General features: G+C 34.8%; 8 protein-coding genes. 6 read left to right on the plus strand and 2 right to left on the minus strand.

Features of this window, described 5'->3' with window-relative positions:
- Nucleotides 1-25: 25 nt before the first annotated feature.
- The 6 genes from CLU81_RS23455 (at nucleotide 26) to CLU81_RS23485 (ending at nucleotide 10,552) form a co-directional block, all read left to right on the plus strand.
- The gene (locus CLU81_RS23455) at nucleotides 26-898 is read left to right on the plus strand and encodes a thioredoxin fold domain-containing protein (RefSeq protein ID WP_158235362.1); all 873 of its coding nucleotides are present in this window, start codon (nucleotides 26-28) and stop codon (nucleotides 896-898) included.
- Nucleotides 899-904: 6 nt separating this feature from the next.
- The gene (locus CLU81_RS23460; RefSeq protein WP_099712043.1) at nucleotides 905-2,380 is read left to right on the plus strand and encodes a retropepsin-like aspartic protease; all 1,476 of its coding nucleotides are present in this window, start codon (nucleotides 905-907) and stop codon (nucleotides 2,378-2,380) included.
- 26 nt (nucleotides 2,381-2,406) lie between these two features.
- The gene (locus tag CLU81_RS27180; RefSeq protein WP_233209756.1) at nucleotides 2,407-3,792 is read left to right on the plus strand and encodes a TlpA disulfide reductase family protein; all 1,386 of its coding nucleotides are present in this window, start codon (nucleotides 2,407-2,409) and stop codon (nucleotides 3,790-3,792) included.
- 299 nt (nucleotides 3,793-4,091) lie between these two features.
- Entirely contained in the window at nucleotides 4,092-6,908 is a 2,817-nt protein-coding gene (locus CLU81_RS23470; protein ID WP_099712044.1) for a pitrilysin family protein, read from the plus strand.
- Nucleotides 6,909-7,052: 144 nt separating this feature from the next.
- Nucleotides 7,053-9,095, plus strand: coding sequence for a cytochrome c biogenesis protein CcdA (locus CLU81_RS23475; RefSeq protein ID WP_099712045.1), 2,043 nt, complete (start codon nucleotides 7,053-7,055; stop codon nucleotides 9,093-9,095).
- 521 nt (nucleotides 9,096-9,616) lie between these two features.
- Entirely contained in the window at nucleotides 9,617-10,552 is a 936-nt protein-coding gene (locus CLU81_RS23485) for a Dyp-type peroxidase (RefSeq protein ID WP_099712047.1), read from the plus strand.
- A gap of 349 nt (nucleotides 10,553-10,901) precedes the next feature.
- On the opposite strand, the gene CLU81_RS23490 is transcribed toward CLU81_RS23485, so the two are convergent.
- Complete coding sequence (locus tag CLU81_RS23490) at nucleotides 10,902-13,265, minus strand: FdhF/YdeP family oxidoreductase (RefSeq protein WP_099712048.1); 2,364 nt, start codon at nucleotides 13,263-13,265, stop codon at nucleotides 10,902-10,904.
- 81 nt (nucleotides 13,266-13,346) lie between these two features.
- Nucleotides 13,347-14,228 carry a formate dehydrogenase accessory sulfurtransferase FdhD gene (gene fdhD, locus CLU81_RS23495; RefSeq protein WP_099712049.1) on the minus strand — a complete coding sequence of 294 codons (882 nt, stop codon included), beginning with the start codon at nucleotides 14,226-14,228 and terminating at the stop codon, nucleotides 13,347-13,349.
- Between the last annotated feature and the right edge of the window lie 25 nt (nucleotides 14,229-14,253).

Genomic DNA, 14,253 nt, shown 5'->3' on the forward strand with positions numbered 1-14,253 from the left:
CGGCTATAAAAAAACCTCACATTTTATGAAACGTATTTTTCAAATTGCAAGTGCATTTTTGCTGCTCGCCTGTCCAACTATTGCCTTAAAAGCACAGACACAAACCACAGATGAAAGTTGGGAATTGGTTAAAAAACAAGCTGTTGCCGAGAAGAAATTAATCTTCGTAGACCTTTATTTCACAGGTTGTATGCCATGCGCACAAATGGACAAAGAAGTATTTCCAGATCCTAAAGTTGCTGCATTATTGAGCGCGGATTTTGTCACTTTTAAATCTGATATTATGAAAGAAGAAATCGGAAAAAAACTGTGCATGAAATATGGCGTAACAGGATTTCCAACTTTCTTATTTGTAAATTCTGATGGAAAAATTATTGATGTTGCCGGAGGTTTTCAAGGCGTAGAGCAATTTACGGCATTACTTCAAAACGCAAAAGAAGCTGCTGCAAAAGGAAATTTCAAAAAATACAGTCCGCAAATTCAGGAAAAAGATTATCCGGAGTTTTATCAGCAAGCGTATATGGCAGGCAAACGCAATGTATCTTTTGACGTGATTGACGCTTATTTAAAAGCACAGCCATCATTATTGGCAGAAGTTCCGTTTGTGATCATTTCAGGATTAAGAGTTGGAAAAGATTACGACGAGTTTTTCCTAAAAAACATCAAAACACTATATAAAGATTACGGAAGATCAAGCGTAAACGTTCACTTGTTTGACATTTTGCAACGCAAGAAAAAAGAGTTCGAAAAAACCAATGATTTAGCGTCATTCAAAAAATTATTAGAAAGCTCAAAAGAATTTTATACACCACAAGAATGGACCAGATTTGAAGGCATTTTACTAAAAGATTTTGGAGGCACAAAAACAGCGGATAACCCGTATACATTGCAAAAATAATTTCAAATGAAAAAGATATTGATGTTCTGGATATCGTTTACCGGATTATGTGCAAATGCTCAAAAAAACACAATTCCGCAAGTAATTAAAGCCTTTGAAGAATCATTTCAAAAGAAAGATTACAACACTATAAAACAGCTTTTGGCGCCACAATTTAATGTTGGAGTTGGAGATTCGTCATCAAATGAATTTTATTTGAATGGGATTTTTAATGCATTTCCGGATTTAGATTCTTTGCAAGTTGGAAAATCTGTTACCGCCAAAAACGAAACTCGTGTTGCTGTAGATTTTTGCTTTCGCGGAAAAGAAAAGAAACCATCAGAAATTGTTTTTGACAAGGAAAACAAAATTCTATATGTGACTTTTTTCGACAAATTGTACAGAGTCGATCGCAATGCAGTCGTAAAAAAAGTAGCAACTATACCTTTTGAAATAATCGAAAATGCAATTGCTATTAAAATAAAACTAAACAAAGCAGATCGCGAATTTTTAATGCTTTTTGATACCGGAGCCGATGGAATGGCACTAAATCCGGACAGCGCTCACAAAGCGGGAGTTGTCGTAACGAGCAATAAATCAACATCTGTTGTGGGCGGAAATCAGCAAGTTCAGTATTCGGCAAACAATACAATTTATATTGGCGATCAAATAATACCAAATCAAGGATTGGTTATTTTTCCAAAAAGCAGTGTTTACGACGGATTGTTTGGCGCAAATTTACTTCGCAATTACATCACAAAAGTCAACTTTGATACCAAGACAATTGAGCTTTATAATTTTGGAAATTATGTATATGATGGAAAAGCAAAACCGTTTGTTTTCGATTATAAAACAGGTTTACCGTTAGTAAAAATGGGATTAACCTTTGAAGATAAAAAAACGATCGAAGGCATATTCACTTTTGATACCGGAGCCGGTTATAATTTGATCGCTTACGGACCTTTTAATCATAAACATAATTTGCAGCAAAATGTCAAAATAGATTTCAATTCGACAAATCACAGTTTAGGATATCAAACGCAAATTGTTGCGGAAACAATCCCGAATGTTTCGATTGACGGAAATAATTTTCCAGACGTAACAATTGCGATGCAGGAATATCAGGAAAACAATAAAAGCTGGGCTTCCGCAGATGGATCACTGGGAATTGATTTGATAAAACGTTTCAATTTTACGATCGATTTATTGCACAAAACTATGTATCTGGAACCCAATAAAAGCTTTAAGAAAATGGGCTCTTTTTATCTGTCAGGAATTGATTTAGAATTTGATGAGCAAGATAATCTAATTATAAAAAGCATCTTAAATACCGAAAACGAAGAGCTTAAAAAGATAAAACCAGGCGCCAAAGTAACGCAAATTAATGATTTTGAAATTGCCGATTTACGCAATCCGGAGAATATCAAAAAGCTAAGAAACACCAAAGAAACTAAAGATTTTATAATAGAACAGAACGAACAATCTGTAAGGATTTCACTTTAACAAACAATCAAAAAACAAAAAACATCATGAAAAAACAAACCATTTATCTATTATTAATTGCCATTTTTATTGGGCAATTTGGTTTTGCTTCAGGCAATTCTGAATACGCTCTTATAACAGGAAAACTTTCAGGAATAGAAGAGAAAGTCAAAGAAATCACGATTCACAACGCCGTAGAAGGAAAACCGGAAATAGTTGCAACAGCAAAAGTAAATGCATTGGGCGAATTTGGTTTTATGCTGCCAATCACAACTCCGGGATTTTATTATATAGATTACGGACAATTTAAAAGCCGAAATCAATTAATTCGTTTGTATTTAGAACCAAAAACAGACTTAAATCTTGTCATCAATAAAGACAATTATGTCTTGAGCGGAAAAAATGTTGGTCAAAATGCTTTAGTTCAAAAAGCAAATGAAATTTACAACGAATTTGCCGTTTACGCAAGATTAGGAGGAAACGTAACGTATCTGGATTTTTATCCGTGGCTTGATGGAGCAGTTGCAAAAGCAGACACATTTAGCAAAACAATCAAAACCAAAGATGCCATATTTAATAAGTTATTAAAACTTGCCGTAGCAACAGATGTTGAAGAATTAAGCTATACTTTTTTCAGAATGCCAAGAACAGCGTTTCCTGACAAAGACGATCGTCCGGCAGTTATCAAAACATGGCAAACAGACAAAAAGTTCACAGATCCGGATTTATTAAAACTGGCAAACGGCGTTTCATTAATGTCAAATTACTTCTTTTATGTGACTATGAATAGTGGTACGGCACCAAAACGTCTGGACTTAGCAGAAGCAATCACACACATTACAGATCCGTTATTGATAGACGCTTATTTGCATGACGGAATTGCAACATCACGTATGAAAATTGAAGAATACGAGAAAGTTGCACCAGTTCTTAAACCTTATTTAATTTCAGAAAACAGCAAAGCATTTATATTGGAATATGAAAAAGTATTGCATAAAAATGTAGGTCAAAAAGGAATCAATTTCACTTATAATGACGTTGAAGACAAACCAGTTTCATTCTCAGATTTCAAAGGAAAATATGTATATGTAGATTTATGGGCAACTTGGTGCGGACCTTGTAAAGCAGAAATTCCTCACATGAAAAAAATCGAAGAAGATTATCACGGAAAAAATATTGTATTCGTAAGCCTTTCTTTAGACAAAGCAAAAGACAATCAAAAGTGGAAAGATTTCGTCAAAAAAGAGCAATTAAAAGGCATCCAAATTATGGCTGATAAAGACTTTAACTCAGATGTAGCAAAGAATTACGACGTAAATGCCATACCAAGATTTTTATTATTTGATACAAAAGGAAACATCATCAATTCAGATGCATTTCGCCCATCAAATCCTGAATTAAGAGAACAATTAGATAAATTATTAAAAGTATAAGTAACTTTTTGGGGAAAGTGAGACTTATAGGTTCGTTGTAGAGTTGCAAAGGTGAAAAGGTGCAAAGGAACAGAGGTGCAAAGGTGCAAAGGAACTAAGACACAAAGAAACTAAGACGCACAAAGTTTTTGTCATTTCGACGGAGGAGAAATCTCCACAAGAAGCTCGACAAAGATTGGATTTTCGGTGCGGAGTTACTTGCGGAGATTTCTCCTTCGTCGAAATGACAAGATTGTGAAAAAACTTAGCGTCTTCGTGGCAAATCTTTACCCAATTAGACAAAAAAAAAGAAAAATAATATGTTTTATAAACAAAAGTCTACACTAATTTTTTTATTTATACTTGGAATATTTCAGGCGAATGCTCAGGATTTCAAGGCAAATGATCCAATTGCGGTTAATCAGAAAATAAAAAAAGGAGTTTTGCCAAACGGCATGACGTATTATATTTATCCAACAACCGTAAATAAAAATACAGCAAGTTATTATATCATTCAAAACGTAGGTTCGATTCTTGAAAATGACAAACAAAAAGGTTTGGCGCACTTTCTGGAACACATGGCTTTTAATGGAACGAAGCATTTTGAAGGAAAAGGAATTTTGAATACACTTCAGAAACAAGGCGCTATTTTTGGCAAGAACATAAACGCTTATACGAGTACAGACGAAACCGTTTATAATCTCGACAATATTCCGTCGAAAGAGGACGGCGTTGTTGATACTTGTTTATTGGTTTTGCACGATTGGTCGAATTTTTTGTCCTTGACAAATGAGGAAATCGATGCAGAACGTGGCGTAATTACCGAAGAATGGCGCACGAGACAAAATGCGTCACAACGTATTTACGATCAGCTTTCGCCTTATTATTACAACAATAGTTTATACGCAGATCGCAAACCAATTGGCGATATGCAAATCGTGAAAAGCTTTGATTATCAGGTTTTAAAAGATTTCTATAAAGATTGGTATCGTCCGGATTTGCAGGCAATCGCAATTGTTGGAGATATAAATGCTGCCGATATCGAAGCAAAAATCAAAAAGCTTTTTGCAGATATTCCAACGCCGGTAAATCCTAAAAAGCGTATTGAAATCGCGATTCCAAACAGTGATAAAGCAACCTTTAAACTAGCATTAGATAAAGAAGTTTCGGCATCAAATATTACTTTCATGATTCGTCATGATGCCGAAAAACCAACAACAACCTTCGCTGATTTAGAAAAGTCAACGCAACGTAGTATTGCCTTTTCACTAATCAATAACAGATTGGCAGAAATGGCGCAAAAAGAAGATTGTCCGTTTAAAGGCGCTCAAATTGGATATCAAAATTACAGCCGTTTAAATGATGTTTTGTTTGCCAGTATTTCGCCTAAACCAAACCAGCAACAAGCCGCTTTTACAGCCGTAATGAATGAATGGATTCGTGCCGCTAAATTTGGTTTTTCTAAAGGAGAAATTGAAAGAGCTGTTGCCGAAAATATTGCCTATTATGAAGATTATCTTGAAAAGTTAAATGAGATTTCGCATAAAAGTGTGATTGGAATGGTGAAAGAAGATTATCTAAAACATGAAATCATAAGCGATCCCGTTGCTGAATTTGAAATGGAAAAGGTGATTTATAAAAATTTAGATACAGTAATTCTGCAAAAGCAACTTAACGAATTATACACTGCAAACAATAGAGTAATTGGAGTTACAGGAGTAGAAAATGAAGACAATTTAACACAGGAACAAGCTTTTGATATTATCAATAAAGCCGAAAATAATCCTGCTTTAAAACCATATGTAGACACATTTGTGGCTCAAACTCTTATGGGAGACACGGTTTTGGCGCCTGGAAAAATTGTGTCAGAACAAAAAACGGCAGCAATTGATGCAACGACTTATGTATTGAGCAATGGCGTAAAAGTACATTACAAATTTGCTGATAAAAACAAAAAAGAAGTATCACTGGTGGCCGAAAGTTTTGGTGGCGCTTCATTATACGAACCTGTAGATATTCCATCAGTTGATGGCGCTGCAACGTTGGCGATGATGTCAGGTGTTGGATCACTTTCTAATACAGATTTAGAAAAAGTTCTGAAAGGGAAAACGGCATCAGCAAATGCGTCTATTTCTAATTTGACCGAAAAGATTCAGGCTAATACAAACGTAAAAGATATAGAAACCATGATGCAATTGGTTTATTTGCGCTTTATGAAACCAAGATTTGATCCTGAAATATATGCCTTGACAAAACAAAGAAAACAGAATTCTTTGAAGAATAAAGAGAAAAATATCAACGCAAAAATGTCTGATAGTTTAACGTATGCGGTTTACGGAAAAAACAATCCGAAAATACGTCTAATGGACCAGCAATTTATCGATGATTTGTCTTTTGATAAAATGAAAGCAATCTATTTGGAGCGTTTTGGAGACATTGGAAATTTCGAGTTTTATATCGTGGGAGACATAACTCCGGAGGTTTTAAAACCATTATTAGAAAAATATATTGCAAGTATTACAGGAGCCAAAAGAAACGAAAAATTCAAGGATAATACCGTTAAATGGGTTTCGAATAAAATTCAGAAGAATATTTATCTAAAGATGGAAACGCCAAAGAGTTCGGTTAAAATCAAATATCAAAAAGAATATGCTTATAACCAGAAAAATGTAATTGCAGCTTCGTTTTTAGGAGATATTTTAACCTTGAGACTAACCGAAAGTTTACGTGAAAAAGAAGGCGGAACTTATGGTGCGCAAGTTGGAGCGAGTGTTGTAAAACTACCAAAACCTACAGCGACACTTGCTGTTGCATTTGATTGTGATGCTAACAAAGTCGATCATTTAGTGCCAATTGTTTATCAGGAAATTGATAAAATTAAAAAAGGCGAAATAGTAAAAGAAGACTTAGAAAAAACAAGAACCAATTACATAAAAGTTAAGCAGGATCAGAAGGATTTTAATTATAACAGCATGGATTTGATTTATAATTATTTTCAGAATAATCTAAATATGGACGACCCAAAAAATTATCTGGACATTGTAAATGGTATGAAAGCAAAAGATATTCAAGATTTTGCAAATTCTTTCCTGAACAAAGCAGATTCATACGAAGTCGTTTTTAAACCACAATTATAATTTCTCTTTAAAGATTTTTATAAAAGTGATTAATTATTTTCCCTATAACTAAATATTTTGAATTAGTAAGCAAATAGATTTTTATAGTGGATTATACGGAGGGTTGTTTGGCAATCCAACCCTCCTTTTTTTAAAATTTTAACCATGAACAAAAACATACTTTTAGCGAGTTTTTTACTGTTGTTTTCGATAATGGTAAAAGCTCAAATTTATAATCCAATTAAGTGGAAACCGAGCGTTCAGAAGATCTCGGATACAGAATATGAGTTGCAGATAAAAGCAATTATAGATTCCGGCTGGCATTTGTACAGTCAGAATGTGAGCGATGGCGGACCAATTCCAACGCATTTTAATTTCCCAAAAAGCCCCGATTTTCAATTGATTGGAGACGTAAAAGAAGAAAAAGGGAAAACAATTCAGGATCCGGTTTTCAAAATGCCAATTAAGTTTTTCGAAAAAGAATCAGTTTTTAGACAACGCATTAAAGTGCTTTCTTCAAAACCATTTAAAATCAAAACAGATGTTGATTTTATGGTTTGTAATGACGAAAATTGCTTGCCGCCAAGTACCGAAGAAATTGAATTTTCGGTAAAACCGACAACAGAGAAAATCACAGAAAAAGCAGATCAAAAAACAGAAATTAATGCAGTTTCTACAGATTCGGCAATTGTTTCGACAACAACAGATTCGCTTGAAAATAAGGTTTTAACCAAAGAAATTAAAGAAGTCAAAAAGGAAGTAAGTAACCCAATTCAGAAAAAAAGCAAAAGCTTTTGGGGGATTTTTATAATTGCCTTTTTATCCGGATTTGCAGCTTTATTAACGCCTTGTGTTTTTCCGATGATTCCGATGACGGTAAGTTATTTCACAAAACAAAGTAAAACCAAAGCCGCAGGAATGAGAAACGCTTTGATTTACGGATTTTCAATCGTGATTATTTATGTTTTATTAGGATCAATTGTAACCGCGGTTTTTGGCGCAGATTCTCTAAATGCGCTTTCTACAAATGTGTGGTTCAACTTGATTTTCTTTCTTTTATTAGTGGTTTTTGCGTGCTCATTTTTGGGTGCTTTCGAAATAATGCTGCCAAATGCATTAGCCAACAAAGTCGATTCTCAAGCCGATAAAGGGGGATTAATCGGTATTTTCTTCATGGCTTTGGCTTTGGCCATTGTATCATTTTCCTGCACAGGACCAATCGTAGGCACTTTATTAGTCGAAGCAGCATCAAAAGGCGGAATTGCGCCAATTGTTGGAATGTTAGGATTTTCGATCGCCATTGCATTGCCATTTTCTTTATTTGCGGCTTTTCCGGGTTGGTTAAATGCGTTGCCAAAATCAGGTGGATGGCTCAATACTGTAAAAGTGGTTTTGGGCTTTTTAGAATTGGCTTTAGCATTCAAATTTTTATCCAATGCCGATTTAGTTTTGCAATTGCATTTTCTGTCAAGAGAAGTTTTTCTAACGATTTGGATTGCCGTTTTTGGAATTCTGGCGCTTTATTTATTTGGAAAAATTACTTTACCGCACGATTCTCCTTTGCCACATATTTCTGTTGGAAGACTGACTTTTGGAATATTGGTTTTGAGTTTTACGATTTATTTAATTCCGGGACTTTTTGGAGCTCCGCTTAAATTAATTAGCGGTTTTCCGCCGCCAATGCAATATAGCGAATCACCTTATGGCGTTGGTTTTTCGAAAAATTCTGAATCAACAACTAAATCTATTTTGCCCGAAGGAGCAGAATATGGACCGCAGGATATTATCACTTTTCATGATTATGACAAAGGAATGGAATTTGCCAAAAAAGCGGGAAAACCAGTTTTGCTAGATTTTACAGGATATGCCTGTGTAAATTGTAGAAAAATGGAAGAATTAGTTTGGTCTGAACCTAAGGTTTTAGGCGTTTTAAAAAAGGATTTGGTTTTGATTTCCCTTTATGTCGATGATAAAAAAGAGTTGCCTTTAGAAGAACAATATGTTTCTGAAACTACAGGCAAAAAAATAAAAACCGTTGGTAATAAATGGAGCGATTTACAAATTAAAACATACAAAGCAAATGCGCAGCCTTTTTATGCTCTTGTCGATCATAACAACTCGAATTTGATAGAACCATCCGCTTATAATCCGGATAGTGATGATTATTATAATTGGTTAAATACTGGAATCAGGAAGTTTAATTTGTAAGATGTTTCAGCCTGATTTATTAGAAATTGTTTAAAGGAAAGAAAGTGCTAAATTGAAAGATTTAGCGCTTTTTTTTCATTCTTCAGGGATTTAGAATTTCACTAAAAAACATGAAATGATCTTTAAATATCAGATGAATTATTTGAAAAAATAGCCAGGCAGAAATCATGGAAACGCCCATAATTGTTACAAAATAAAAGACATTCGCAGTCCAGCTTCTAAAGTATCTGAAGTAAACAATTGAAGTGTTGAATTGGAAATCTATTTTAGTAATTGCAAAAGAAATTCCAAATAGAATTATCCAATAGAGAAAAATTGTAGTTTCCATTTAATCCTATGGGTTTAAAAACTAATTGAATAATGTAAAATTATAAAATTTAATCCATTTTTATTCAGTTGTTTAGTGAAGTTTACTTTATGATAATGTTAACTTTTAAGACTGTTTCTATTTAGCGAATAGTAGGTCTTTCTTTAGAATTTTATTTTTAAATTTGATAGAAAATAACCAACAAATACCAAGTATGAATCACTCGCAAAGCGTCACCGACTATCCAAATAATAATACCATTTTTATGGTTTGGAAATTTAAAAATGAGGCGGATATAAAACCTGCATTTGAGAAAATTTGTGCATTGGTAAGTAATTTAAACAATTCTTATACGATTAGAATTCCCGACGGAAGAACCAGTTGTGTTATGGGAATTGGACATGATGCGTGGATAAAGCTTGGATTACCAACGCCTTTGCCTAAAGAATTGGTGAATTTTGAACCAATTGTAGGCGCTAAACATGCTGCAATTTCAACGGTTGGCGATCTTCATTTTCATTTAAGAGCTCAAAATGCAGCGATTTGTTTTGATATGGCAATGGCAATTTCAAATGTATTGGAATTAGTTGCAGAATGTCTTGAAGAAGTGCATGGTTTTAGATATTGGGATGGTCGTTCAATCATTGGTTTTGTTGACGGCACCGAAAATCCGATAGGCGAAGAAAGAGATTTTTTTGGTGTAGTAGGAGAGGAAGATTCTGCTTATAAAGGAGGAAGTTATTTATTTGTCCAGAAGTATTTTCACAACATGAAAAACTGGGAAAATCTATCCACAGAAGATCAGGAAAAAGTTATTGGAAGATCTAAAATGAATGATATCGAAATGGCTGACGACGTAAAACCAACAAATTCGCATAGCGCACTTACCGCCATAACAGATGAAAATGGTGAGGATTTAAAAATTGTACGCGATAATATGCCTTTCGGAAATCCTTCAAAAGGAGAAGTTGGAACTTATTTTATTGCTTATGCAAGCAAATTCAGTACAACAAAAAAGATGTTAGAAAATATGTTTCTTGGTAATCCTCCAGGAAATTATGATCGAATATTAGATTTTAGTACAGCACAAACCGGAACGTTGTTTTTTGTACCAACATTTGATTTATTAGATGATTATTCAGCGGAGTAGTTGCTTTTGTCATTAATGAATCTCGCAAAGACGCTAAGTCGCAAAGTTTTTGTCATTTCGACGGAGGAGAAATCTTCGTGAGAAGCTCTGCAAAGATTGTCGATTTTGATTGCGAAGGATGGATTGAAATCCATCCCTACAATATAATTTGTTCCTCTGGAACGCTATGATGAAAAAATCTCCTGCAAAGGCAAAGTCCTGAGGTTTATTAGGGAGTAAAGGTTTTGTCAGAAATGACAATATTGTGTTTACAAAAACTTTGCGACTTAGCGTCTTTGCGAGATTATTTTTGTTTTCTAAAAGCTTAACTTAATGACATTGCTTGTAGAAGCTACAATAATGTACTCAATTACAATCGACCTATTCGATCATAAATTTTAGGATCGTGTTTTTTGATTTTAATCTTCACATATTTTGATGCCGGCATATTACTATCCTTCACAACATTATTAACCGAAACCAAAACATTAGTTTCGGGAAAATAAGTAACCGTATTTTTCTCCGGTATTTGGTACGAAACAATTATAAACAAAGGCGCAATTCGTTCGATATTGTCATCATAATTGAATAAATCGACTTTGTCACCGGCTTTAAATCCTGCCAGATCAATATCTTTTTGATTCATGAATATTACTCTGCGTTCGTTTTTTATACCGCGATATCGATCGTCTAAACCATAGATTGTGGTGTTGAATTGATCGTGCGTTCGTGTTGTTGCCATCATGTATTCGTCAGGCGAAAGTTCGTTGTTTGGAATTGTTGTTAAGGTGAAAGGCGCTCGATCGCCAAATCTTTTCGTAATAAATTGTCCGTGTCGTGCGGCATTTGGCAGATAAAAACCGCCTTTTTCGCGTACACGTTTATTATAATTTTCAAAACCCGGAATACATTTTTCGATATCATCTCTTACTGCATCATAACTGTCGTGATAACGTTTCCAGTCAATTACAGATTTACTTCCTAAAGTTGCCATCGCCATTTTGCATACAATCTGAGTTTCGTTAATAAGGTTATCAGAAACCGGTTTGAGCATTCCTTTTGACGATTGTACGACGCCCATAGAATTCTCTGTGGTTATAAACTGTGCTTCGCCATTTACAATATCAAGATCACTTCGGGAAAGAGTGGGTAATATAAGCGCTTCTTGTCCGTGAATCAAATGACTGCGATTGAGTTTAGTAGAAACGTTAACCGTTAAATTAAGCTTTCTTAAAGCGCTCGCAGTATAAGTCGTATCTGGCGTTGCAGACAAAAAATTACCTCCCATGCAAAACAGTAATTTCACTTTTTCTTCCTGCATGGCTTTAATAGCTCGAACGACATCATAACCATGACTTCTAGGCGGATTAAAACCATAAAACGCCTGAAGGCGATCAAGCTGTTCGTCTGTTGGTTTTTCGTCAATCATCATCGTTCTGTTTCCTTGCACATTGCTGTGGCCACGAACGGGACAAACTCCTGCGCCCGGTTTACCAATACTTCCTTTTAGCAATAAAATATTTAGAATTTCCCTGATCATTTCGACGCCGTTGGGTTGTTGTGTAAGTCCCATTCCCCAACAAACAATAATTCGTTTTTTGAAAGCAATAATTTCGGCAGCTTCATAAATTGCTTCTTTCGAAACGCCTGAAAGCGAGACAAGATCATCAAGATTATAATCGTCAAACTGTTTTAAAAACTCTTCATATCCAGTAGTTTTCTCTTTGATGAAATCATAATCAAAGACTTTTGCAGGGTTTTTATTTTCGAGTTCAAGTAATATAATTTCAAGAGCTTTTAGCAAAGCCATATCACCGTTTATTTTTACAGGCAAATAAAGATCGGCAAGTTTAACGCCGCTTCTAATAATACCATTAATTTCCTGCGGATTTCGGAATCCCATTAATCCTGCTTCCGGTAACGGATTTATGGCAATAATTTTTGCTCCGTTCTTTTTACCTTTTGATAAAGCGCTCAACATTCGTGGTGCGTTAGTTCCGGGATTTTGCCCAATGATTAAGATAACATCTGTATCGTAAAAATCGTCTAATGTTACGGTTCCTTTTCCAATGCCAATTGTTGGTCTTAGAGCAGATCCAGAAGTTTCGTGGCACATATTCGAACAATCGGGCATATTATTAGTACCATATTCTTTCGCAAAAAGCTGATAAAGAAAAGACGTTTCATTACTAGTTCTTCCTGAAGTATAAAAAGCAGCTTCATTGGGAGATTCTAAAGCATTAAGATGTTCTGCTATTTTTTTGAAAGCATCGTCCCAACTTATTGGCTGATAATGTGTAGCATTTTTAGGCAGATACATAGGTTCTGTCAAACGTCCCATTTTACCAATTTGATAATCGTCTAATTTGGCAAGATCGTAAACAGAGTTTTCTTTAAAGAATTCAGCTGTAACTTTTTTGGTAGTTGCTTCTTCTGCCAACGCTTTAGCACCGTTTTCGCAGTATTCGCCAAGCGGAGATCTCTCGTCATCAGGATCAGGCCAGGCACAACTTGGACAGTCAAAACCACCAACCTGATTCATCTTAAATAATGCTTTTGTTCCTCTAACAAGCGTTTTTTCTTCGATAAGATCACTAAAAGCAGATATTACAGCAGGAACTCCTGCAGCCCAGTTTTCTACTTTTGTCAATTTCAGGTCTAAAAGTCTGTATGGATTTTCAGGATCCGGTAATTTTTGTGGGTCAGTATTTTTATCGTGTTGATCTTCTTTCATAGCTTTTCTATTTAATTAGCTCGGGAACAAAAGTGTTGAATAATGATGATTTTTTCGGGATGATGATCTTCAATATTTTTTTCAGTATTGATGCGAAGTTTCTATTATCACTTCATCGCTGGAATTATAGATATTAAAACGATCTTCTTTCAGAAATCCCAAAAGTGTGATATTAAATTCTTTTGCCAATTCTACCGCAAGACTTGACGGAGCACCAATTGCCGCGACAATCGATATTCCGGCCATAGCTGCTTTTTGAATTAACTCAAAACTGGCTCTTCCGCTAAGAAGTAAAATATGTTGGTTTAAAGGCAATAAATCTGAAGCCAAAGCGGCGCCAATTAGCTTATCCAAAGCATTGTGACGCCCTACATCTTCCTGCAAAAGCATAAGATTTCCTTCAATAGAAAAAAGGCCGGAAGCATGAATTCCTCCTGTTGAAGCAAAGTCGCTTTGGGCTAATCTTAATTTTTGTGGCAATTGATGTAAAATGTCTGTCGAAAGACTTAATTGAGGTCTGTTTGTGTGATTAAAAGAACTAACGGTTTTTATGGATTCAATCGAACCTTTTCCGCAAACGCCACAACTCGAAGAAGTATAAAAATTACGATCTGCCTGCATTAAATGCGGAATAAAATCCTCTTTTAACTCAATAAGAATATTATTTTTCTTTTCGAATTTACATCCGGTTTGTAAATGAAAAGCATTTTTTACAACATGATAAGACGATATAATTCCTTCGGTAAATAAAAAACCTATGGCAAGTTCCGGATCATTTCCGGGAGTTCGCATAGTTACAGAAACGTTCTTTTGTATCCTTTGATTTTCAGGTCCGTATTCGATCTTGATTTCCAAAGGCTCTTCTACAGAAAGAATATCCGATACCGTTGAACTGTTGAAACCATTGACCTTTTTAATTAGTACTTCCTTAATGGAAACTAATTCCAAATTATTCATTTCCATGTAAGTTGATTATAAAAAGCTTAGT

It is taken from the genome of Flavobacterium sp. 9 (assembly GCF_002754195.1).
Lineage (GTDB): Bacteria > Bacteroidota > Bacteroidia > Flavobacteriales > Flavobacteriaceae > Flavobacterium.